Annotated in this window: 21 protein-coding genes and 1 pseudogene; 7 read left to right on the top strand and 15 right to left on the bottom strand. The window is 63.9% G+C overall.

What is annotated here, in order from left to right; all coding sequences use genetic code 11:
* Positions 1-7: 7 nt before the first annotated feature.
* The 9 genes and pseudogenes from OKW37_RS10420 to OKW37_RS10380 all read right to left on the bottom strand — a co-directional run bounded on the left by OKW37_RS10420 (position 8) and on the right by OKW37_RS10380 (position 7,475).
* Positions 8-1,463: pseudogene (locus OKW37_RS10420) on the bottom strand (2-hydroxymuconic semialdehyde dehydrogenase).
* A gap of 38 nt (positions 1,464-1,501) precedes the next feature.
* The gene (locus OKW37_RS10415) at positions 1,502-2,431 is read right to left on the bottom strand and encodes a catechol 2,3-dioxygenase (RefSeq protein WP_184062075.1); all 930 of its coding nucleotides are present in this window, start codon (positions 2,429-2,431) and stop codon (positions 1,502-1,504) included.
* Between the two features lie 25 nt (positions 2,432-2,456).
* The gene (locus OKW37_RS10410) at positions 2,457-2,828 is read right to left on the bottom strand and encodes a 2Fe-2S iron-sulfur cluster-binding protein (RefSeq protein ID WP_184062076.1); all 372 of its coding nucleotides are present in this window, start codon (positions 2,826-2,828) and stop codon (positions 2,457-2,459) included.
* A gap of 33 nt (positions 2,829-2,861) precedes the next feature.
* Positions 2,862-3,935, bottom strand: coding sequence for an NADH:ubiquinone reductase (Na(+)-transporting) subunit F (locus OKW37_RS10405; RefSeq protein WP_184062077.1), 1,074 nt, complete (start codon positions 3,933-3,935; stop codon positions 2,862-2,864).
* Positions 3,936-3,949: 14 nt separating this feature from the next.
* Positions 3,950-4,309 carry a phenol hydroxylase subunit P4 gene (locus OKW37_RS10400; protein WP_184062078.1) on the bottom strand — a complete coding sequence of 120 codons (360 nt, stop codon included), beginning with the start codon at positions 4,307-4,309 and terminating at the stop codon, positions 3,950-3,952.
* Positions 4,310-4,350: 41 nt separating this feature from the next.
* The gene (locus OKW37_RS10395) at positions 4,351-5,874 is read right to left on the bottom strand and encodes an aromatic/alkene/methane monooxygenase hydroxylase/oxygenase subunit alpha (RefSeq protein ID WP_184062168.1); all 1,524 of its coding nucleotides are present in this window, start codon (positions 5,872-5,874) and stop codon (positions 4,351-4,353) included.
* A gap of 18 nt (positions 5,875-5,892) precedes the next feature.
* Entirely contained in the window at positions 5,893-6,162 is a 270-nt protein-coding gene (locus OKW37_RS10390) for an MmoB/DmpM family protein (protein ID WP_018424330.1), read from the bottom strand.
* A gap of 7 nt (positions 6,163-6,169) precedes the next feature.
* The gene (locus OKW37_RS10385; protein ID WP_429406654.1) at positions 6,170-7,183 is read right to left on the bottom strand and encodes an aromatic/alkene monooxygenase hydroxylase subunit beta; all 1,014 of its coding nucleotides are present in this window, start codon (positions 7,181-7,183) and stop codon (positions 6,170-6,172) included.
* Between the two features lie 55 nt (positions 7,184-7,238).
* A complete protein-coding gene (locus OKW37_RS10380; RefSeq protein ID WP_018424328.1) occupies positions 7,239-7,475 on the bottom strand; it encodes a phenol hydroxylase subunit in 237 nt (78 codons plus the stop codon).
* 118 nt (positions 7,476-7,593) lie between these two features.
* On the opposite strand from OKW37_RS10380, the gene OKW37_RS10375 reads away from it, so the two are divergent.
* Positions 7,594-7,806 (top strand): hypothetical protein, encoded by a 213-nt coding sequence (locus OKW37_RS10375; protein WP_184062079.1) that lies wholly within the window; start codon positions 7,594-7,596, stop codon positions 7,804-7,806.
* Positions 7,807-7,891: 85 nt separating this feature from the next.
* On the opposite strand, the gene OKW37_RS10370 is transcribed toward OKW37_RS10375, so the two are convergent.
* The 3 genes from OKW37_RS10370 to OKW37_RS10360 all read right to left on the bottom strand — a co-directional run bounded on the left by OKW37_RS10370 (position 7,892) and on the right by OKW37_RS10360 (position 12,171).
* Entirely contained in the window at positions 7,892-9,607 is a 1,716-nt protein-coding gene (locus OKW37_RS10370) for a sigma-54-dependent Fis family transcriptional regulator (RefSeq protein WP_018424326.1), read from the bottom strand.
* A 346-nt stretch (positions 9,608-9,953) separates the two neighbouring features.
* Positions 9,954-10,430: a lecithin retinol acyltransferase family protein gene (locus tag OKW37_RS10365; RefSeq protein WP_429408444.1), complete on the bottom strand. Its 477-nt coding sequence runs from the start codon at positions 10,428-10,430 to the stop codon at positions 9,954-9,956.
* Between the two features lie 628 nt (positions 10,431-11,058).
* Entirely contained in the window at positions 11,059-12,171 is a 1,113-nt protein-coding gene (locus tag OKW37_RS10360) for an alpha/beta fold hydrolase (protein ID WP_429406657.1), read from the bottom strand.
* 477 nt (positions 12,172-12,648) lie between these two features.
* On the opposite strand from OKW37_RS10360, the gene glgC reads away from it, so the two are divergent.
* The 5 genes from glgC (at position 12,649) to OKW37_RS10335 (ending at position 18,828) form a co-directional block, all read left to right on the top strand.
* Positions 12,649-13,914 carry a glucose-1-phosphate adenylyltransferase gene (gene glgC / locus OKW37_RS10355; RefSeq protein WP_184062082.1) on the top strand — a complete coding sequence of 422 codons (1,266 nt, stop codon included), beginning with the start codon at positions 12,649-12,651 and terminating at the stop codon, positions 13,912-13,914.
* A gap of 138 nt (positions 13,915-14,052) precedes the next feature.
* Positions 14,053-15,513 carry a glycogen synthase GlgA gene (gene glgA / locus OKW37_RS10350; protein WP_429406660.1) on the top strand — a complete coding sequence of 487 codons (1,461 nt, stop codon included), beginning with the start codon at positions 14,053-14,055 and terminating at the stop codon, positions 15,511-15,513.
* A gap of 269 nt (positions 15,514-15,782) precedes the next feature.
* A complete protein-coding gene (gene pdxY / locus OKW37_RS10345) occupies positions 15,783-16,649 on the top strand; it encodes a pyridoxal kinase PdxY (protein ID WP_090803972.1) in 867 nt (288 codons plus the stop codon).
* A 145-nt stretch (positions 16,650-16,794) separates the two neighbouring features.
* Positions 16,795-17,256 carry a hypothetical protein gene (locus OKW37_RS10340; RefSeq protein ID WP_090803970.1) on the top strand — a complete coding sequence of 154 codons (462 nt, stop codon included), beginning with the start codon at positions 16,795-16,797 and terminating at the stop codon, positions 17,254-17,256.
* 420 nt (positions 17,257-17,676) lie between these two features.
* Complete coding sequence (locus OKW37_RS10335) at positions 17,677-18,828, top strand: branched-chain amino acid ABC transporter substrate-binding protein (RefSeq protein ID WP_090803969.1); 1,152 nt, start codon at positions 17,677-17,679, stop codon at positions 18,826-18,828.
* A gap of 58 nt (positions 18,829-18,886) precedes the next feature.
* Here the strand turns inward: OKW37_RS10335 and OKW37_RS10330 are convergent, their stop codons facing one another.
* The gene (locus tag OKW37_RS10330; protein ID WP_429408446.1) at positions 18,887-20,815 is read right to left on the bottom strand and encodes a DUF3857 domain-containing transglutaminase family protein; all 1,929 of its coding nucleotides are present in this window, start codon (positions 20,813-20,815) and stop codon (positions 18,887-18,889) included.
* A gap of 187 nt (positions 20,816-21,002) precedes the next feature.
* Positions 21,003-21,665, bottom strand: a complete 663-nt coding sequence (locus OKW37_RS10325) for a hypothetical protein (RefSeq protein ID WP_187612009.1) — start codon at positions 21,663-21,665, stop codon at positions 21,003-21,005.
* Positions 21,666-22,008: 343 nt separating this feature from the next.
* On the opposite strand from OKW37_RS10325, the gene OKW37_RS10320 reads away from it, so the two are divergent.
* The gene (locus OKW37_RS10320; RefSeq protein ID WP_260321281.1) at positions 22,009-22,143 is read left to right on the top strand and encodes a hypothetical protein; all 135 of its coding nucleotides are present in this window, start codon (positions 22,009-22,011) and stop codon (positions 22,141-22,143) included.
* A 278-nt stretch (positions 22,144-22,421) separates the two neighbouring features.
* Here OKW37_RS10320 and hutG read toward each other — a convergent pair whose 3' ends face one another.
* Positions 22,422-23,234, bottom strand: a complete 813-nt coding sequence (gene hutG / locus OKW37_RS10315) for an N-formylglutamate deformylase (RefSeq protein ID WP_184062086.1) — start codon at positions 23,232-23,234, stop codon at positions 22,422-22,424.
* Positions 23,235-23,285: the final 51 nt, after the last annotated feature.

The raw sequence follows: 23,285 nt of genomic DNA, 5'->3' as shown, positions 1-23,285 counted from the left end.
TCAGCCCTCACAGCTTGACGCATACGTTGCGCAGCTCGGTATAGAACTCAAGCGAATGGATACCGCCTTCTCGGCCGATCCCCGACTGTTTCGCGCCACCGAACGCGGTGCGCAGATCGCGCAGAAACCACGAATTGATCCAGCAGATGCCCACGTCGAGCGCGCGCGCCATGCGATGCGCGGTGCCGGTGTCGCGCGTCCACACGGTGGCGGCGAGACCGTAGGGCGTGTCGTTGAGCTTTCGCGATCACTTCAGCTTCGTCATCGAACGGCGCGACGTGACAGCACGGGCCGAAGATTTCCTCGCGGATCACGCGCGAGCCGTCCGGGAGGCCAGTCCAGATCGTCGGCTCGATCCACGCGCCGTCCTTCAACCCGGCCGCCATATCGGGTACGCCGCCGCCGCTTACGACCACCGCGCCGTCGGCGCGCGCCTGCTCGTAGTACGACAGCACCTTGCTGCGATGCGTCTGCGAGATCAACGGACCGAAGGTGGTGCCTTCGGCGCCGGGGCGCCCCGGACGCAACGCCTTCGCTCGTGCCGCAAGCGCATCGACAAAGCGCTCGTAAATCGGCCGTTGCACGTAGACGCGCTCCGTACCGAGACACACCTGCCCTGTGTTTTCAAAAGCGGAACGCGCGATACCTATCACGGCCGCATCGAAATCGCAGTCGGCAAAGACGATGCCCGCGTTCTTGCCGCCGAGTTCGAACGACACCGGCCGCACGCCGTTCGCCGCAGCCTTCATGATGGCTTCGCCGGTGCGCGTTTCGCCGGTAAAAGTGATCGCGTTCACGCCGGGATGCTCAGTCAGGAACGCACCCGCAGAGTCGGGACCGAAACCGTGCACGACGTTGTAGACGCCCTTTGGCACGCCCACTTCGTTCATCACTTCGCCAAGCAGCGTTGCGGTAGCCGGCGTTTCCTCGGACGGCTTCACCACCACCGTGTTGCCGCATGCGAGCGCCGGCGCGACCTTCCATGTCATCAGCAACAGCGGCAGGTTCCACGGACACACGACCGCGATCACACCGCGCGGCGTACGCACACCGTAGTTGAGGGCTTCACCGCCGTCCTGCATCGCCATGGCGAAGCTTTCGGTGGGGACGTTGCGAATCATGTCGGCGAACACCTTGAAGTTCGCCGCGCCGCGCGGAATGTCGATGTGACTCGCCAGCGCATGCGGCTTGCCGGTATCGGCAATTTCGGCGGCGAGAAAGTCGTCGAAGCGCCGGTTGATGCCGTCGGCCACCGCGTACAGCAGTTCGACGCGCTGCGGCAGCGTCATGCGCGCCCAAGGTCCGTGCAAGGCCACGCGCGCGGCCTGCACCGCTGCGTTGACCTCGGCGCGGCCGGCCTCGTGCACGAGCCCGATCACACTGTCGTCGACCGGGTTGCGGTCTTCGAACGTGCGATCCGTGCCGACCCACTCGCCGCCAATGAAATTCTTGAATTCAGTCATGGATAGTCTCGATCGTTTCGTTGCGCCAGTCGCGCGGCTCAGGTCAACACGCTCAGGAAGGCCTCGTTGAGCTTGCGGTCGTGATAGAAAATCGCGCGCCCCAGATCCTTGTCGTGCCACGTGATAGTCGGCTTGTCAGGGTAGTGGATGTAGCCGCCCGCGAAGACCTCGTTGCGGTTGCCGGACGGATCGAAGAAGTAGATCGTCGCGCCGCGCGTGATGCCGTGACGCGTCGGCCCGATGTCGAGCGCAACGTCGTGCTTGGAAATCAGATCAGCAGCCTTGAGCACGTCGCCCCAACTGTCGAGCTGGAACGACACGTGGTGAAATTTGTTCTTCGCCGCGTGGCGGATAAACGCGACGTCATGTGCCTTGTTCGAGCACGTCAGGAACGCGGCGATCTGCATGCCTTCCGGTGTAACGACCTGCTCGGCCAGCGAAAAGCCGAGCACGTCGCGAAAGAGCTTCACGGTATCGTCGAGTTCGTCGCCGTACAGCAGGCAATGATCGAAGCGGCTCGGCGACATGCCGCGCAGGCCGTCGGGCCAGGGGTCGGGGTTCACGTCGCCGGTCGCGCTGCCGACCTTGTCCTTCGTCGCGAAGAGTTCGATCGAGTGGCCGGTCGGTACGGTGAAGCGGAAACGCCGCCCTGTATGCAGATGCTCGCCGGCTTCCATCCAGAGGAAGTCTTTCGCGTAGCCCGATTCCTTCACCGCGTTCGCGAGCCGGTCGAGCGTCGCTTCGCTGTCGACGCGAAAGCCGAGGTAATCCATGCCCGGCTCGTCCGCTTCGCGCAGCACGACGCTGTGATGGTCATGTTCGTCCCATGCCTTCAGATACACGCGCCCTTGCGCGTCGCGGCCGGTTTCATGCAGGCCGAGCACGTCGATGTAGTGCTTCAACGCCGGATCGATTTCGAGGACCCGCAGCGCAATATGGCCGGGTCGCAGTACGCCTTGCAATGCCATGATGTGTCTCCTTGATGGTTCTGGTTCAGACGCCGCCCGGCGCCTGTTGCTGCTGGATGGATTCGTGGTGTTCTTCCGCCACCATTCCGGCGCGCGCCTTGTCGATGCAGCGCGCCATCCTGCCGATCACGCGCACCGACAGATCCGTGAGCGGACTGATGCGGCATGCGAGCACCGTGCCGCGCGCTTCCTCGTCGGCGCTCACGCAAGCGCGGCTCATCTTGCAGGCGTGATAGCGGCCGCTCAGCACCTGCACCTTGCACACACCGCAGCCGCCGCCGCGACAGCCGAGCGGAATGCCTCGCCCGCCTGTCGCCGCCATCGCATGAAGCACGGTGGCGTTCTCCGCGCAGCCGAACGTGTCGCCGGTGTTTTCAACTTCGATCCGCCAGGTCATCACCGCTCTCCTAGAGTGAGCTGACGGAGCGCGTCAGATGCGGAACAGCGGGCTTTTGGCCGCCTCGCTCGCATCCGCCGCCGACAGGAACTGCTCCGTGTAGATGTCGCGCTCGAACAGCCGGCCCTGCATCAAGGTTTTGATGCACGCCTCGACCATCGGCGGCGGCCCGCACAGATACGCCTTGTGGCCGCGAAAATCGGTGATGCCCGCGGCGTCGGAGTACTGCGCTTTCAGGACCTCGTGCACGAAACCGCGCGGGCCCGGCCAGCCGCTGTCGTCCGGCTCGCTCGACAGCGCGGGCAGGTAGCGGAAATTCGGGTGGCGTTCGGCCAGGTCGTTGAAAAAGGCTTCGAAATAGAGTTCGTCGCGTGTGCGGGCGCCGTGGATCAGCGTGATCGGCAACGTCGAGCCTTCGTTCAGCAGATCGAGGATCATCGACTTCGGGCTCGACAGGCCCGAGCCGCCGGCGAGGAAGATCGTCGGCATCTGCGCCTGTTTGCGCACGAAGAAGCGGCCGAACGGCGCGGCGAACGCCAGTTGCGCGCCCGGTCGCAGTTCGTCGTGCAGCCAGCCGGTCGCGACCCCGTCCGGCACACGGCGAATGTGCATCTCGATCTCGCCGTCATGTGGCGCATTGGCAAGCGAGAATGCGCGCGGCTGCCCGCAGCCCGGCACATGCAGATTCAGGTACTGGCCTGCCTGAAACGCGACACGCCCGGCGCCCTCCACCGCGAGCCGGATCACGCGGATAGTCGGCGTGGCGTCTTCGATCGCGACGACCGTGCCCGTGTAATCCTGCAGCGGCAGATTTTGCGCGTCGGGGTCTTCGTCGATGTCGGCTTCGATCACGAGATCGGACATCGGCGTCGCGCAGCACGCCAGGCACTTGCCCTCTTCGCGCTCGAAGTCCATCAGCGCGAAGTCCGACGCGTCGCCCTGATCGATCTCGCCGTCGATGACCTGCACCTTGCAGGTCGCACACAGCCCGTGACAGCAAGCATGCGGAAGCCACACGCCCTGACGCAAACAGGCATCGAGCAGCGTCTGCCCCGCTTCGATGCCGATGGTCTGGCCGAGCGGTTCAATACGTACGGTGTAGTCCATCACTGTCTCCCGCGTTAGCTGCACGAACCGCCGATGCCAGTCAGGCCCGGCGTCCGCAGACGGATCACGTCCTTGTGAACGAGACCGTTGTCGGCGAGCGAGCGCTCGCTGTCCGGCCGCCACGGCTCGCCGGATCTGAACCACTGCGCCGTGTGCCAGTCGATCGCGGCAAAATCAGGATGCGCGTCATACAGACCCGGTAGCACGTCCGACACCAACGCGCCGAACGTCATGTCAGCCGGCACCGGCACGCACAGCGGCGCGCAGAACATCAAGTGGTCCTCCCAGCCGATATAGAGCAGCCGGTTGCCATGAAATTGCGACTCGCGGTCGGCCGGTTCGAACGCGTATGGTTTGATCGCGGTGATGCTCATGCTTGTCTCCTTCGTCTGTCTGTTCTCGTGTCGCGTCGCGCTCATTCGCCTGAAACGTGGGCGCCGGATGCGTCTTTCCACGCATTCCAGTTGCGTTCGTCGGGCGAGCCCGCGAAGTCGAGGTTGTCGTGACCGTGGTTGAGGTTGTAGTACTTGAGAACATCGTCGAGCGACGCGCCACCACAGTTGCCCTGATAGATCTGGTGCACCGGCAGCCACGCCTGCACATATTTCTCGGGCTCGCCTTCGAAGATGTCCTTGCAGCCGTCCGAGCAAAAGTGGAACTTCATGCCGTGATACGTCGATTCGCGGTAGGCGATTTTGGTCGGGTCGTCCGGCTCGCTGAAGAACATCGGTACCTGGCAGGTCTGGCAGAGCATCGGCAGACTGGCGTTGTAGAAACGCTTGCCCGCCTGCTGCTGTTCGCGCCAGTATTCGAAACGCGGCCGGTAGACGCTGTCGAAGGTCTCCGGGTACTTGGCGGAAAGCCAGTCGAGTTCTTCGTCGGAGGGCACCCAGGTGTGGAAGTCAGCAGCGGCGCCATAGTTGTAGAACGTTGCCCAAGCCTCATGCGTGACGCGGTCTTTGGTCTGCGTCGCGATCTCGTGATACTTCGGCATGCGCAGGCCATAGCGTTCGAGGTCTTTGAAGAGCGCGCCGCCCGCGTCTTCGAAATAGATCTTCCACGCCTCGGACCACGACATCACGCGCTTGGGCAGCATGTAGTCCATCATCATGCCGACCAGCGTCAGCAGCCGGAAACCACGCCAGAACCATTTGTCGAGCCACTTCTGCACGATCGGCACATTGTCGGGGTCCTGCTCGCAGAGAAACTTCACGACTTCGAGACCGAGCGTCATGTGACGCGACTCATCGGACTGCGCGGAGAAGCCGAAGGTGACCGTCGCCATATCGCCGTTGTACGCCGCGCCTGACATGAACGGCATGAACAGCAGGTTCGTCAGCACGTATTCGAACGAAAACGAAATCGCCGTGATGAATTCGAACGGACCGGCGCTCATCGCATCTTCGAAGTACGACTTCGGCACCGATAGATACCAGACGCGGTCGTACATATGCGGCCATTCCGCGAAGCCGTTGAAATACTTGTTGTAGAGCGACAGCGTGTGGACCTGAGTCTGACAGTGACGCAATTCATCGATCGACTGCATCTGGCAAGCGACGCGCGCACCAACCCCGCGAAAATGGCGACCCAGATGCGCATAACCGCGATGCGCCGCGTATTCGAGCGGCGTCACGCCGGTCAGGAACAGCTTGAGCGTGTTGATATAGCGTGCGTCGGAGACATTCATGTGCCCGTTGTTCTGCGCGAACGAATCGATGATCGCGTAGAGTTTGCGTTCCTTCTCCGCCTGATACTTCCAGTACGCGTCCATCGTCATGCGGAACGGGTCTTCCCACTTGTCCCAGTCGTGAATCTTGATGCCCTCGTACTGATCGAACGGGAACACCTTGTCCATCGGCTGATAACTGGTTTCCCAGCCGAGATCGCGCGTCATCAGCGCGTACTTGTCTTTCAGGTTCAGCTTCTTGCGTGCGTCCATCATTCGTCTCCGTTTATATCAGGCGTGCCATTGCAGCGTGAAGGCATCGTCGGTTTCATCGATGTTTCCCGACAGCGACACCAGATTCAGTTGCAGCTCCTGGATGTTCCAGTCGCGGCCCAACTCTTCCGATACGTGGGGGCGCGAAATCACGAGCTTGCCGGGCGCGTCGATCTTCACCATCGCCGGATACTCGTTGACCGTAGCCTCCGGATTCACGGCGGTAATCGCGGCAACGATCGCGCGCGTTTCGTCGGTGTTCTGCAATGCGATGTAGACGTTTTGCATGACGGCCTCAGGGTTGGACTACTGCCACCGGCAATGCGCCGAGCTTCGTAAGACGAGCGGCGAACTGCGCGCCGCTTTCATCGAGTGCGGCAGCGCCCGCGCCGTCGAGCAGCGTGCCTGCAACGGGGAGAAGCGCGTCGAGCGTGCGAGCGCGGTAGTACTCGACCCAGCCGGCAATTCGTTGCTGGTTCTCGGGCGATTCAGCGCTCACCGTGCGGATCAGCGCGTCGACCCACTTGGTGTGATCGGACTGCCATTGCTGCGTGAACTCGGTGAGCATCGCGAGACTTGCACCGAGGTACTGCGCAACGAACGCGTCGAAGTGCTGATAGACGAGCGGATACAGCAAGCCGTCGAGCACAAGGTTCTGCGCGACGAAGGTCTCGAACCAGTCTTCGATCACGAAGAGGTCCTCGACGAGGCGGCGCATCGGCTGCCAGGCCTCGGCTTCCAGCCACGCGGTCTTCGCGCGTTCCAGCGCGACGCCCGTGTTGCCGTCGAGCGCGAGACCGATACGCGACAGATACTGGGCAATGCCGAGCCGGTCCATCGCGCAGAACGTGCAGGCCTGCGTAATCGCGGTGCCGTAGCCGTAATCGGCGCACAGCGTGTTGTTCATATTGGCGCCCCATTCGATGTGACGCAGCGGCAACAGCCCGGCGATCAAGCGCTCCTGCCATTCGTACGACAGCCCCGCCAGCAGTCCGCGACGCTCCACCAGATCGAACGCGCCTTCGGCCGCCTCCTGTTGCCGCGCGCGTGTCGTCACATAAGCGCCGTAGTAGTACTGGCGCGGATCCTTCAGCGCGTACCAGTCCTTCATGCGGATTTGCGTGCGGCTCGCGTCGAACAACTCAAACTCCGGCGCCCATGTCGGCCGATAGTGAAAGTTGGTGGTGGGCTGAATGTCGTAGGTCGCCTCCTGATATCGCGAGGCCGGCTTGTCGCCGAAACGGCGCCCGACGTGCCCATAGGTTTGACGCAGCGGCTGGGCCTTGAGCGTCTTGATTTCGACTTGCATGAGACTGTCTCCGTGTTTGTCCACTACTCTTCTGAATGAGCTGTTTCGCCTGGCGCTAGCCCTCGTATCGCCAGCGTTCGCGCGTAAGGCCGATCTGTTCGTCGGTTTGCGTAATCGTGCGAACCGAGTTCACCTGGCAGAAGCGATCGAACATCGTCTGGTTCATGATCAGTTCGACAGCTAGATCGGGGTCACCGACCGAGAAATCGAATTCGACATAACCATCTTCGCGTTGCGCAGTTATCCGAATGAATCGTCGAGTCCTGTCGAACAGCGGTCTCGGATCTTGCATCGTTGCCTCCTCGTTTTTCTTGTCTATTGCACGACCTGTGCCATGTGCGGTTTGTACAAAAAAACGAGGGTTTGCCCGAAGAAAAACCGCAAATCTCGCGAAATGGCGGTGCGAGGCGATGATCAAATCATCAAGCGATGGCGGCCTGTTTGATCATTTGATGAAGAGCACGCCGACACGCCGTGTCGACGGCGATTTCTTGCATGCGATGAGACTGCGGCAGCGCGCCTGTGCGTCGTCTGGAGTGGCGAAACAGGCGTGGCAATGCGGTACATGGGTCACGCGTGGCACCAGCCGCGCCGATGCTCTGCCAAGACGTTTGATCAATTGATCAAACGTCTCGCGAGCCACGCATCGCACAGCAGAAAAAAAAGCCGCCCAAAGGGCGGCCCGAATCGTCAAGCGGAGCAGCGTGATTATTTGTCCGCGGGCGGAGCGGTCTTCTCGCGATTGCGCCAGCGATAAGCAAGCTGCGGCCGCGTGATGCCGAGCATTCTCGCCGCCTGGCTCAGATTGCCGCCCGCACGTTCGACCGCGGCTTCGATGAGCATGTTCTCGACGCGATCGAGCGGCACGCCTTCGCGCATCATGTGATCGAACAACGCGTCGGCGACGTCCGCGTTTTCGCGCAGCGGATGGCCACGCTCGTCGAGTGATGCGGCGCTGTCGTCCCCGGACTCCGGCAGGGCCGTGAACAGATCGCGCTCCGTGATCTGACCGCCTGGTCGCGCGAGGATCACGCCGCGCTCCACCGCGTTTTCGAGTTCACGCACGTTGCCGGGCCACGCGTGGGCGCGCAGTGTCGCTATCGCGCGATCGGTGAGCCCCAGCACGCGCTTGCTGTGCCGCACGCTGTACTTCGCGATGAATCGCTCGACAAGACGCGGGATATCGTCGGCCCGCTCGCGCAGCGGCGGGATCGTGACCGGATAGACATTGAGACGATACAACAGATCCTTGCGAAACGCGCCGCGCCGCACCGCTTCCGTCAACTCGACGTTGGTCGCGGCGACAACCCGCACGTCGACCTTGCGCACGCGGTCGTCGCCGACGCGCTCGAACTCGCCTTCCTGGAGCACGCGCAGCAGCTTGGCCTGCGCCGACGCCGAGAGCTCGCCCACTTCGTCGAGGAAGAGCGTGCCGGTATCCGCCCGCTCGAAACGGCCGATCCGCGTCTGATGCGCGCCGGTAAACGCGCCTCGCTCAACGCCGAAAAGCTCGGCCTCGAGCAACTCCTCCGGCATGGCGGCACAGTTGATGGCGACAAAGGGCTTGTCGCGCCTCCGGCTCACGCCGTGCAACGCGCGCGCGAAGCGCTCCTTGCCGACACCCGTTTCGCCGAGCAACAGCACGGTCACGTCGCTCGACGCCGCGCGCTGCGCGAGCCCCCACGCCGCGAGAAAACCCGTGGACGCGCCGACCAGTTCTTCCGGCTGCGCCACTTCCTGCTGCAGCGAGCGCAGGTTTTCCACTTCGCTCTGCAATTGCAACAGCGTTTCGATGACCGGATCGGGCGTGTACAGCTTCAGCATCTCGTCGCCGTCGAGCCACTCTTCGACCGGCTTGCCGACGATGCGGCAATGCGGATCGCCACAGCCCGAACACAGCGTCTCCTTGTAGAGGATGGTGCGGCCCATCAACGCCGACGTATAACCACTCGCGTAACCGACCTGCATCCAGCAGACCGGGTCATTGCTCAGCCCGAAAATTTTCTGATGCACTTCGGCTTCGAACGAGTCTTCCCACAGGTGGTCGCCGTAGTACTTGCCGTTGGCGATATCGATGTCCACTTCGATCGGCGTCACTCGCACGTTGCCTTCGAGCACGTGCAGGCACGGCCCGAGTTCGAGCAGGCCGAAATCGCTCGCGGTGGGGCGTAAAGTGCGGGCGAGTTCTGCGTCGCGCGTGCCGGATTGAAAGCCCATTCGCGTGAACAGGCCCCGCGTGCGCTCCAGGCCGAGCGTGTCGACGAGTTCCTTGCGCAGCGCGCCCAGCGTGGCTGTGTGAAGGAGAATCATGCGATTCTCGCCGAGCCAGATGTGTCCCTCCTGTCTGACAAATTTCAGGCGGCGCGAAAGGTTCTCGATCCCCTCCCGCATGCTCGCCGAAAACCGCGCGGTGCTGTCTGTCACAGCGCCTCCTTTTATGTGAATGAGGTGTCTCCGTCTCTATTCTAGGCAAAGTCCATGCCGGGAGGTCGGCTCATCGTCACGGCTCAGGGCCGCGATTATGAGGGGCTGATCTGCCGTCGGCTTTGGGGGTTGGCTGTTTGGGCGCCACCGCTTGCGCGGGCGAATCGTCATGACGAGGTCAGTACTTACCCCAGCGACCGATTGATCAAATCATCAAAACGACCCGGAATGGACTGTCCATTTGGTGAAGCGTCTTATGCCTGCTAGCGCTCGCAACTGGGCCAGCGAAATCGCCACGCATGCGCGTGCTTGTTCATTTGGTGTAAACGCACAGCGGATGGCTTCGTCAGCACGCGAGCCTATCTGTGGAGACATGAATTGGTTTTGCGCGCACGAATTGCCTGAGCATGTTGACCAGCGCGTGCAGGCAGCGCTGCGGCAAGGCGACCAGGGCATCGATCTGATCGCTTCGGCTTTCGCCGCACAGACACCACGCGCAGAAATGCTCGCAGTTGTTCGTGGTCACCCGGTAGCAGTCTTCGCCGAGACGCGAGTACGCACGCCGGACCACTTCCTCACGCGAGTACCTTCTGCCGGGCGTCCGCTCGACGCGGATCTCGTGGCCGTCGGCAAACTCACTCAAGGAAGTCTCCTGCACCGGGGCGCGACGCAGCGAACAGGACCATCCGGCGTAATGCAACACCTTGCCATCGCCGACGTAGATGCCGTGATGCGTGTAGCCGATGCGGTGCGTGACAAGATGCCCCCCTATGACCAAGGAGGCATTTCCATGCTGGCCTATTTCGTTTGCTGATTCCGACATGTCGATCACCGCGTTCTGCTGGGTCCTGCGGTGACCTAGGCATAGGACGTGCCGATACTCTAGACGAGCGGTGCCGCACCGCGCCCGGCGGACGTGCCGACGATAAATGCAAACTGGGTCAGCCTGCGAATGCTGCGGCCGCGCTTCACCAATTGATAACGGCGCACGCGCAGCCTTTAAATGAAATGTCGCAAACCGCCGCTGGTGACGCAAACAGCACTTCACCAAATCCGATACCGCAAACCGCCCGCTTGACCATTTGATCAATCCTGCATCAGGGTAAATCCGGCCTCTGTCGATGTGCTGCCAGACGTCGAGTCATCTTCAGGTTTATTCAACGCCTGCCCGCACGCGCTATCCCGCGTTTCCACGCCCGCAGACGTGGGCAGGCATCGAACAAACCTCAAGAGATGTTAGCCTTGAGCATCCGGCAGGTTGCGGAGGCGAACCAGCCGTTCGAGTGACCGCACTTGTGTCGGGGCGAGCGGCAGAAATTGGCCGACTACAGCCTGTCCGCGAGCGTCCCCCCTTGAAATCCGCGAAGAACCATAAAGTAGCCGCCAGGAAGTTTCGCCTAGCGGTGAACGACGTAGGAGTACGGTGGCGGGACAGAAAGCCTTTTGAACGCTCACCGATTCGCCGGCACCGCCGCGATCCCATCCAGCAGCGCCTGATGAAACGCTTGCGGGTCCTGCATCTGCGGCGCGTGCCCCAACCCCGCGAATTCGACGAGGGTTGCATGCGGAATCGCTTTCGCGGCCGCCTTGCCGAGTTCCGGATAATGGCCGAGCTTCGCACGCACTTCCGGCGGCGCAGCGTCCTTGCCAATCGCCGTCGTGTCCTTCTGACCGATCAGCAGCAGCGTCGGCATGCCGAGCTGCCCCAGCTCATAGACGACCGGTTGCGTGTAAATCATGTCGTAGAGCAGCGCGGAATTCCACGCGACGATCTGCTTGCCCGGCCCACGATACATGCCCGCGAGCATCTGCACCCACGGTTCGTAGTCCGCGCGCCATTGCCCCGCGTAATAGGTCGCCTGTTCGTAGCGGCGGATGCCGTCGGCGGTGGTCTTCAGCTCCCGCTGATACCACTGGTCGACCGACAGCGACGGCACGCCCTTCGCCTTCCAGTCCTCGAGTCCGATCGGGTTCACGAGCACCAGTTGCTGCGTTTCGCGCGGATACATCAGCGCATAGCGGACGGCGAGCATGCCGCCCGTCGAATGACCGACCACCGTCACCTCGCTGACGCCGAGCGAATCGAGCAGCGCATGCGTATTGCGCGCGAGTTGCTGGAAGCTGTACTGGTAATGCTCGGGCTTGCTCGATTTGCAAAAGCCGATCTGGTCCGGTGCGATCACGCGATAGCCGGCATCGCTCAGCCGGCGAATCGTCGCGTCCCACGTCGCCGAGCAGAAATTCTTGCCGTGCAACAACACCACGGTGCGGCCGTTCGCATGCGCGGGCTTCACGTCCATGTAGGCCATCTGCAAAGGCACGCCCTGCGAGGTGAATTCGAAGCGTTCGACCGGCGCCGGGTAGCTGAAGCCCTGCAGCTCCGGACCGTAGGCCGGGCCGGAATCGTCGAGGGAAGACGCGGCCGCGGCGCTCGCGACGGCCGGGCTCGCCTCGCCGACCGGCACGCCCGCCGGCGTGGCGGCCTCCGCGACAGACGCCGCGCACAACATGGCGCAGGCGCAGACACTCGACAGGGCAAGCAGGAACGGGCGGTGAAGATTCATCGGAATGCTCTGCAAAAAACGCAATAGGGATGCACGAGGCAGGGAGCGCACGATTCTACGATGCGCCGCCGAACTCCGCCGCCAGTCGCGCACTGCGGGCACGGCACACGGCCGCGGCGAGATGGCATGCATATTGCGCGCTCTGGGCTCAGAGCATCGTCCGGACACGACCTCGTGGCCAATGTGTTGCGCCGCACCGAAAAACGCGCCGTAACAGGCGATCGTTTGAGGATGATCCGCCACGCGGCCCTCGCAATAAACATTATTCGCTCGCGTCCAATCGGTGCTAGAACTGACTGAGGGACCCGCGAAAACAGGCAGCGAAGAACGGCAATGCGGCACGACTGCCAGGCAGCCCGAATCATCAGCGCAGAGGAAGCGACCAGATCATCCCCGGGGGTATATCAATCAAGCAACCATCTTGCATGCGGTCGGAGCGAGTGCTGAAGGGCTCACTCCGATCGACAGGAGACAAATATGAATACTCCGGCACGGCTGAACGACTTACAACGCACTACCCTCGCGATCGTCCTCGCCGGCGGACGCGGTACCCGGCTCGGCCCGCTCACGAACAAGCGCGTGAAGCCGGCGGTGCACTTCGGCGGCAAATACCGGATCATCGACTTCGCGCTGTCCAATTGCCTGAATTCCGGCATCCGCCGCATCGCGGTGGTCACGCAGTACAAGGCCCATTCGCTGCTGCGGCATCTGCAGCGCGGCTGGAGCTTCCTGCGCGGCGAGATGGGCGAGTTCATCGACCTGTGGCCCGCGCAGCAGCGCGTCGAAGGCGCGCACTGGTATCGCGGCACCGCCGACGCGGTGTTCCAGAACCTCGACATCATCCGCTCGATCCGCCCGAAGTACGTAGTCGTGCTCGCGGGCGACCACATCTACAAGATGGACTACACGCGCATGATCGCCGATCACGCGGACAGCGGCGCCGACTGCACGGTCGGCTGTATCGAGGTGCCGCGCATGGAAGCGGTCGCGTTCGGCGTGATGGCGGTCGACGAAAATCGCCGCGTGACCGGCTTCGTCGAAAAACCGGCCGACCCGCCTGCGATACCCGGTCGCCCCGACACGGCGCTCGCGAGCATGGGCATCTACGTGTTCAGCGCCGACTACCTGTACACGCAGCTCGAAGAGAACATCGCCGCAATCGATACCGATCACGACTTCGGCAAGGACATCCTGCCGCGCGTCGTCACGCAGGGCGTGGCGATCGCGCATCCGTTCAGCATGTCGTGCGTGTCGTCGGACCCGAGCGTCGAGCCGTACTGGCGCGATGTCGGCACGATCGACGCGTACTGGGCCGCGAACCTCGACCTCGCCTCGACGATACCGACGCTCGACCTGTACGACGAGTCATGGCCGATCTGGACATACCAGGAGCAGTTGCCGCCCGCGAAGTTCGTACGCGACATGAAGGGGCTGCAGGGCTCGGGCAACAATCTGATCGTCTGCGGCGGCTGCGTGATCTCGGGCTCGCAGATTTCGCGCTCGGTGCTGTCATCGAACGTGAAAGTGAGTTCGTTCTGTAATATCAATGAGGCAGTGTTATTGCCGCAGGTCACGGTCGGCGCGAGTTGCCGCCTGCAGAAGGTCGTGATCGACCGTGGCTGCACGATTCCGGAAGGCACGGTGATCGGCGAAGACCCGGCGCGCGACGCCGAGCGCTTCTATCGCACCGACGAAGGCGTCGTGCTGGTCACGCAGGAGGCGTTGCGCCAGCATCCGGAGTAGCGCGCCCCGCCACCTGCCCGCGCCGGCGGCCACGCGCCGCCGGCCAGGCTTCACCTTGCTTCACCCGGCTTCGCCCGAACCACCGCTGACTATTTGCCGACCCCGAGCAACCCTGCCACCCCGACAGAGACCCGGCCTATGACGATTCGCGCCCTGCACGTCGCAAGCGAGCTGTATCCCCTCCTCAAAACGGGCGGTCTCGCCGACGTCGCGGGCGCGCTGCCGTCCGCGTTGATCGAGCGCGGCGCCGACGTGCGCGTGCTGCTGCCGGGCTTTCCGGCCGTGCTCGCCGGCCTGCGCGATCTGCAGCCGGTCGCGCAACTGGGCAGCCGCTTCGGCGCGCCGAACGTGACGCTCGAACGCGGCACGCTGCCCACCAACGGGCTGGCCGTCTACGTGATCCGCGCCGCGTCGCTGTACGACCGCCCCGGCAACCCGTATCTGAACGACGAACACGTGCCGTACGGCGACAACGCGCAGCGCTTCGCGCTGCTCGGCTGGGTCGCCGCGCAACTCGCGCAGCAAACGGACCCGACGTGGTCGCCGCAGATCGTCCACGCGCACGACTGGCACGCGGGGCTCGCGCCCGCCTACCTGAAGGCCGCCGAACGCGAGCACGGCCGCGCGCCCGCGCGCAGCGTGTTCACGATCCACAACCTCGCCTACCAGGGAATTTTTCCCGCGCATCAGTTCGGCCTGCTCGGCCTGCCGCACGATTTCTTCAACATGCACGGCGTCGAGTTTTATGGTCAGCTGTCGTTCCTGAAGGCGGGGCTCTACTACGCCGAGCGCATCACGACCGTCAGCCCGACCTATGCGCGCGAAATCCAGACGCTCGCGCACGGCGGCGGGCTCGATGCACTGCTGCGCCATCGTGCGCACGATCTGAGCGGCATCCTGAACGGCGTCGACTACACGGTGTGGAATCCCGCCACCGATACGCTGCTCGCGACGCACTACAGCGCGTCGAGGCTGGCGGGCAAGCTCGCCTGCAAGGAAGCGCTGCAAAAGCGCTTCGGCCTCGCGCAGAGAAGCGACGCGCTGCTGTTCGGCGTCGTCAGCCGGCTGACCGAGCAGAAGGGCCTCGATCTGCTGCTCGGCGCGGTGCCCGAGATCGTCAAGCGCGGCGGGCAACTGGTCGTGTTCGGCACCGGCGATCCGGCGCTCGAGAATGGCCTCAGGATGGTCGCGCAGGCGCATCCGGAATCGGTCGCGGTCGAGCTCGGCTTCGACGAAACCCTCGCGCATACGATCATCGCCGGCAGCGACGTGGTCGCGGTGCCGTCGCGCTTCGAGCCGTGCGGGCTCACCCAGCTCTATGCGCTCGCCTACGGGTCGCTGCCGCTCGTGCACTGCATCGGCGGTCTCGCGGATACGGTCGCCGACGCATCGCTCGAAAACCTCGCCGACGATTTCGCCACCGGCTTCGTGTTCGAACGCTTCGATCCGAAGGGACTGGCCTCGGCGATCCGCCGCGCGTTCGCGCTGTACGGACGCCGCACCGAATGGAAGGCCACGCAGCGGCGCGCGATGCGCCGGGACTTCGGCTGGGGCGCGTCGGCCGACCGCTATCTGGCCTTGTATCGCGAACTCGTCTGAAGCATCCGGCCGCACGCTGAACTGTCAGGTTTCGTTAATCTTCACGCGCGTTTGATGGTTCGGCGCAACAGCACGGGGACGGATCAACTCGCGGCTGTCAAACTCCTGTATCGTTTGCTGGCTTGCCGGCTATGCAGTTCGTGGGTTTTTCCTGCACCATCTGTATCAGGCATGTCTGCCGCACGGCGCCCGGGCCATCGGCCCGCCCGCGCGAGCCTCCCCTTCCAGTGTTTTGTTGACCGCGCATGACCGGTTGCGCGAGCCTTACCATGACGAAAAACGTTCTGAGCATCCAGTCCCATGTCGTGTTCGGTCACGCCGGCAACAGCGCGGCCGTGTTTCCGATGTGCCGGCTCGGCGTCAACGTGTGGCCGCTCAACACCGTGCAGCTCTCGAATCACACGCAATACGGGCATTGGAGCGGCAGCGCGATCGACGCATCGCAGATGGAAGATCTCGTCGACAGCATCGGCGCGATCGGCATGCTGCCGCGCTGCGACGCAGTGGTCTCCGGCTATCTCGGCACGAAGGAACAGGCGCAAGCGGTGATTGACATCGTCAAGGCCGTGAAGGCGGCCAATCCCCGCGCCTGGTACTTTTGCGATCCGGTGATGGGCGCCACGGGCGGCTACAAGGTCGAGCCCGGCATCCAGGAATTCCTCGTGAAAGAAATGCCGCAAGTCGCCGACGGGATCGCGCCGAATCACATCGAATTGCAGCGCCTCGTCGGTCGCGAGATCGAGACGTTCGAGGAAGCCGTCACCGCGTGCCGCGAGCTGCTCGCGCGTGGGCCGAAGCTCGTGCTCGTCAAGCATCTGCTCGATCGCAACAGTCCCGCTGACCGCTTCAACATGCTCGTCGTCACCGAACGCGAAGCGTGGATGGGACAGCGTCCGCTCTATCCGTTCGCGCGCCAGCCGGTCGGCGTCGGCGATCTGACGAGCGCGGTCTTCGTCGCGCGCACGCTGCTCGGCGATTCGATCCGCTCGGCCTTCGAGCACACGCTCGCCGCGGTCAATGCGGTCGTCAAGGCGACCTGGCAGGCCGGACGCTATGAACTCGAACTGGTGGCGATGCAAAATGAAATCGCCCAGCCGCGCGAGTGGTTCGATGCGTGGGTCGCGGAAACGGCTTAGATAACTTAGGCACGTCGCTCGTTGCCGAGCGCCCTCGCCAGCACCCTGCTGGCGGCCGTCCTATAATGCGTGCCGCGTGGACCAGGGCTTGCGCCCTCGCGCCACGGCATTTTCAGCATCCGGCATTCAGCAGACGAGGCATTCGATGGACGGTCATATCCGCAGCGAGCGGGAAGAATTTTTTGAGCAGTTGTGCATCAGCGTCGACGCGGACGAAGCGCACGAACAGGAAGCGATCGAGTTCTTCGAGAACCAGTTCGACCAGCCCGACTTCGATCCCGCGCAATGGCTCGATATCGCGCTCTACTACTCGGCCGCCGTCGCGCGCGGCATCGTCGACATGGTGACGGCCGACGACAAGGCACGCAGCAATATCGCCGAAATCATCGCCGACAATCTCGACATCTCGTACGGCGAGGACGACTGCCAGCAGTTCGCCGAGACGATCGAATTCGCGCTGAACAACGGCGTGCCGGTCGATCTCGACGTGGTGCTCGACGGCTGCCAGCGCGCAATCGACGATCTCGACACGTGGGCCGACGAAGACACGAAGGCGCCGCTTTTGCGTCTGCGTGAAGAGCTGCTGCGCCAGCAAGGCGAGCGCTAGGCAAAAGGCTCGAATCTCCTCCGACAACGCAACACCGCAACACCGGCCGGCGCGCTCGCGCCGGCTTCTTAAGCATATGCCGTAATCCGCAGCCCAGGCGGACCTTCGCACGGCAAGCCAGCTTGCATGCCTCACGCACGCTCCATGTGCACCACATGCACCTGTTGCCGCCTATGCCGAAATGCTCATCCAAAACGCCACGAATTGCCAAGACGACGGCAATTTGGCTTTCTATATTCGCCCCAGATTGACGTCGCGAACACGCTGCGAGGCTCAACGCCAGTGCGCGTATTCCAGCATTGTGAGCGGCGAGCGATCCTTCGTAGTCTTGCGATGCGCGAGGGCTTGCCTCGGCCTCACGTGTCGTACCGCTTCGCTGTCGTACCGCTTTCATAACAACCGTCGATGCAAGGAGAGACCATGAGTCTTCGCAACACGCTGAAACCGCTGGCCATGCTCGTGGGTGCGATGTTTGCCGTCGCGCCTGTTGCCAGTTTCGCCGACGACCTGCCGGTCAAGATCGGCTTTGCCGCGCCGCTGACGGGCGCCAATGCCGGCTACGGCAAGGATCTGGAAAACGGTGTGCGGCTCGCGATCGACGAAGCCAACGCGCAGAAGATCAAGATCGGCGACAAGGTCGCGCATTTCGAGATCGTCTCGCAGGACGACCAGGCCGACCCGCGCGTCGGCGTGCAGGCCGCGCAGAAGCTGGTCGACTCGGGCGTCGCGGTGGTCGTCGGCCACTTCAACTCGGGCACGACGATCCCGGCCTCGCAGGTCTACGAGCAGGCTGGCATTCCGGTGCTCGATCCCGCCGCGACGAATCCGATCATCACGGGCCGCGGCTTCGCGAACACCTTCATGGTGATTTCGACCGACGCGCAGAACGCCGGCAATGCGGGCGCCTATGCCGTCGACGTGACGAAGGCCAGGCGCATCGCGATCATCGACGATCGCACCGCGTTCGGCCAGGGCGAAGCCGACGAGTTCGAGAAGGCCGTGAAGGCGCACGGCGGCAACATCGTCGCGCGCGACTACACCGACAACCACGCGGTCGACTTCAGCACGCAGATCACCAAGTTCAAGGGCGCCAATGCCGACCTCGTGTTCTTCGCCGGCCTCGACAGCCAGGCGGCGGGCTTCGCGCGGCGCATGAAGCAGCTCGGCCTGAACGCACAGCTGGTCGGCGGCGGCGGCGTGATGGACGAGGACTTCATCAAGCTCGCGGGCGATGCGTCCGACGGCGCGATGGCCTGGGAATACGGCCGCCCGCTCGCGCAACTGCCGGGTGGCAAGGACTTCAACGCGAAGTTCAAGAAGCGCTTCGGCGCGGACGTGCTGTCCTATGCGCCGTTCGGCTACGACGGCGCGTGGGTCGCGATCAAGGCGATGCAGCAGGCCAAATCCGACTCGCCGAACGTGTACCGTCCGGCGCTCAAGTCGATCGACTACGACGGCGTGACCGGCAAGATCTCGTTCGACAGCACCGGCGCGTTGAAGAGCGGCGCGTCGACGCTGTATCAGGTGAAGAACGGCGCGTGGGTGCCGGTCGTGACGAAGAGCGGCACCTAAGCTCCACGTCCAGTAGATCGTCGCGGCCCTGCCCGGCGCGTGGCCGGCGCGGGGCGCGCTACTGGCTCGCGCTCGCCGCCCGGACGACCACCTCGGCATCGAGATCGCGCTCGATGCGCACGAGGGCGTCGCGAATCGCCGCGAATTCGTTTGGCGTACACATCTGATGGCCGAACGCGGCGCGCAGATGCCGGTTGACCTGCAACGTGCGCGTCGCCGGATCGAAGACGTAGTGCGACGCAAACGTGAGCAACGGGTCCTCGACCGTGCTGTCGGTCGGCAGGTCCGTCACGCGCACGAAGCGCGGCAAGCTCATTTCCAGCGTTTCATCGAAGTCCCCGCCGATGCACGCCCACGGCTGCGTTCTGACTGGCTCCGCGAGCCACGCCTCGACCTGCGAGCCCATGCCGCCGGCGAGGCTCGTGAGCGCCCGCACGGCGGTCGTGCCGTCCGGCCAGATCAGATGCGGCACGCTGCCCTGCATCGACGTCGCGAACGGACCGCCGGTCACGGCGACGTCGTCGGTCTGCAATTGCGCGGAGCCGTGCAAGCCCGCTTGCAGCAGACGCCTGGCGGCAAGCTGCTGCGCGCCCTGGCGCGTCGCGCGGCGGAACGTGTTGCGTTCGAGCTCCGCGGTATAGCCCCGATCCTCGACGCGGTACGCATAATGTGCGGTGCCGTTTTCGTCGATGTCGATCTGCACGCGCGCCTTGCGTTCGCGCCGTTGAGTGGCCGGCGTGCGCGCGAGCACACCGTCGTCGACGAGCAGCACCGGCCGGTCCATGACGCCGCCAGGCAGATAGCCGAACGCGGTGCCGCCCGCCGTCGTGTCCGCGAATTGCGCCAGTTCGGGAATCCAGATGATCGCGTGATTGATCGCGCTCGCGCCGTAGCCGGGGACCTCGGGCAACGTGTAGTACGGACCGAGATTGAGCAGCACCGGCTCGCTGCGAATGCCGGCGGCCGCGAGCAGCGCGCCGTATAGCGCGACGTGGTCCTTGCAGTCGCCATAGCGGTTGCGCAGGATGTCGGCCGCCTTGTGCGGAATCGCCGCCGTCTCGCCGAGAAAAAGCGCGACGTAGCGGATGTTCAGACGCATCCAGTCGTACAGCGCGCGGGCTTTGTCGCGAGGATCGGTAAGGCCGGCCGTCAGTTGCTGTGCGAGACCGATGATCGCGGGATCGTCGCGGGTCGCGTCGTTCTCGGCGGGACCGCGATAGCGCGCGGCGAAGCTCGCGAAGTCTGGCACCGTCGACACCATCAGCCGGTCGCCCCAGTTCGCGTAGCCGACCGCGCCCGCTTCGAGCCGCGCATAGGGGCCGTGCCGGTAGTCGAACTCGTAGCGCGTGCGGCCGTTCGCGGTGACGGGCGGCATCGCGACGTAGCCGCGCGCATCCGCATAGAGCGGCACGTCGGCGGGAAGATCGAAGATCAGACGCTGCTCGTCGACGGGCTGGAGCGACGGCTCGACCAGATAGGCGAAGGTGCCCGCTTGCAGCGGCTTCGCGCGGGTCTTGCGAAATGCCAGGTGCACGCGCGAGCCGATCGTGACGCCGGGGAAGATCACGGTGCGCAACACACCGTCCTCGAAGCTCGGCGCGCCGGACGAGCGCGGCTCCTGCACATCGCGGATCGCCTCGGGACCGACCGCATGCGCGGTGCCGTCGGGGTCGATCGTGTCGGCGGCCAGCAATTGCACCTGCTCGATGTCCTTGTTGAACCACACGTAGCGTTGCGCGATCTCGTCGACGCCGCTGGCCGTGTCCGCGCGCATCAGCGTGTCGTCGTGTTCCTCGACGGAACCGTCTTTCTGGATCACGAACAAATGGACGTCGCGCTCGATCGTCGCAGGGGCGCGTTCGTTGGTGGAGGTGACGATTTCGCCGGCTGCCGCGCAAAGGGGCAAGGCGATGCCGCTCGCGGCGGATACCGCGGCAAGCAACGCCGCGGCGCGCACGCCGCGCCCGCGGCACGCGAGCCCGATCATCGCGATCGACGTGTGCGCCAACGTGACGACGACGTTCCCCAAGATCCACCTCGGACAGGTTCGTGTCGTCGTTGTAGCACATCGCCGACCCGTGCGTTTCGGGCCGGAGTCGGCGTTGCCGCGTCGGGCTCGAGCGGCATTGAAGTCACCGGCGCACCCGCGACGCAGCGGCCGGCGTCGATCGTCTTCACTCGCCGTCGTCGAGCTGGCTCAGCAGCGCCTGCAGTTTTTCCACGTGCCGCAGCAGCATGTGCCGGTGCTTGTCGATCTGTTCAAGCCGGCCCTCCAGGTCGGCTTGAATGCGGTCGTCGAGTTCGGCCGCGGCCATCACGTCCTCGACCTTCGCGCGCATCGATGCAAGCTCCACCGGCGCGTGCAGCAGATGCCGCTCGAAGCGCCGCACTTCCTGCGTCGCGAGATCGCGCACCTTGCGAAAATGCGCATGACGGCGGTGCGCTTCGACATCGAGCGTTTCTTCCTCGAGGCGTCGCGCGGGCGGCGGCTGCCCAAAAATCGGCTCGGGCCGCAACACCGTCTTCTTGCGCACCGGATGCGCGGTGCCCCGAAAGCGCGCGAGCGGCTGCTCGTTGTCGATCGCCTCTCGCGCATTCGGCGGGATCTCGTGACCGGTGTGCGGCACGTTCATCCAGCCGCCCGGCAAACCGGTGACGGCCTCGACGCCGCGCACGAATTCCTCGCTGAATTCGCGTTGCCCGGACAGCATCAGCTTCAGGTAGCTCGCGGAAAACGTCATCATGCGCGCGAGCCGGCTCGCGGCGCCGACCTCGCTGGTCAGCAACACCAGGTTCGCGCGCCAGACTGGCAGCAGCAATTCGTCGGAATCTTCCATCGCTGGGTCTTCCATCTTTTCGCCTGATGAATCGATGACCGCGTCGCGCATGTCATCGTTTTGAAAGGGTTGGTCGTCTCGCGGTGTCGCGTGCAATGCCGCTACGTCGCTTTGCGTGCGGTGGGGCCCAGATGCCGAAGGTACACATTTGACACGGTACGCACCGGCCAATTCAGCGCAAAGCGCGTCAAAACAGGGCTGACGACACATCGCGTGTTGCATTGACACACGTATTCGCGCGCCGGTCCTATCCGCGGCCGCTTGATGTGGCATGCTTACACGCCGATGCGGCACGCGTCGTGCTGCATGGCTTGCTCCACAACACTGACTTAAGGGTTTTGTAATGAAGAAAATCGTTCTCGCCGTCGCCGCAGCCGTCGCCACCCTGAGCACGATCGTCCCCGCTCAGGCCAATGAGCATCAGCACGAGTGCCATAAGGTGCGCGTGCATCATCATTGGGAAAAGCGCTGCCACTAATGGCGGTGAAACCGTGTCCGATGGACGCGGTGCACATCAAAAAGCCCCGCTTTCGCGGGGCTTTTTTTCATGGCGCGCCGCGTCTTGAAACAGCCGGCGCACGATACGCTGTGCGCGCTCGACGCTCAAACCATTCCATATGAACGCGCCCGCACGCAATCACGGACACATGCTGTTACACCTTCGCGATACGCTGACCGATGCGGGCCGACGCGGACCGCGATGCCGCGCGTTCTTGCAGCAATCGTGATCCGCGTGGTGAGAAAGGAATACAAGCTTCAGGCGGATTTCACGCGAGCGAGCGCCGTCGTTACCAGCGCTTCGAGCAGCGGCGCGACCTTCGCGGCGAGGTCTTCATCGTATGCATAAGGCAGGCGCTCTTCCATGTACGTGATCTGCGACAGCTCGAGTTGCACCGCATGCACGCCCTGCTCGGGCTGCCCGTATTGCCGCGTGATATAGCCGCCCTTGAAGCGGCCATTCGCGATCGCCGTATAGCCGCCGTGGCGCCCGACCAGCGCGGCCAGCTCGTCAGCCAGGCCCGGCGCGGCGCTCGCACCGTTAGACGTGCCGAAGTTGAAATCCGGCAGACGTCCGTCGAAAAACCGCGGCACGCGCGAGCGGATCGAATGCGCTTCCCACAGCAGCACCTTGCCGTGCTTCGCCTTCAGCGCCGCGAGCTCGCCGGTCAGCGCGTCGTGATACGGCTTCCAGTAAGCGTCGCGACGGCGCGCGATTTCGGCGTCGTCGGGCAGATGGCCGTCGCGATAGAGCGGCTCCTTGTCGAACGTGTCGACCGGCAGCAGACCCGTAGTGTCCTGCCCCGGGTACAGGTTCGCGCCGTCGGGCGGACGATTCAGGTCGACCACGTAGCGCGCGTAGGTCGGCGTCAGGATCGACGCGCCGAGGCGCTTCGCGAATGCATAGAGGCGATCGAGATGCCAGTCGCAATCGTCGGTGCGTTGCGCGACCGGTGTCATCGTCACCGCGATGTCGGCGGGGATTTGGGTGCCCAGATGCGGGATCGAGATCAGCAGCGGCAGGCTTCCCTGATGCAGCGAGAAAACCGGCGTGAGGTTCGAAGCAGTCATGTCAGTCCGGAATCGGTGGGATCGGAGAATCAGTTCGGCGGGTCATGGCCG

Source organism: Paraburkholderia sp. MM5482-R2, assembly GCF_050436125.1.
Lineage (GTDB): Bacteria > Pseudomonadota > Gammaproteobacteria > Burkholderiales > Burkholderiaceae > Paraburkholderia > Paraburkholderia tuberum.
This window is presented reverse-complemented; position numbering and strand designations above follow the sequence as displayed.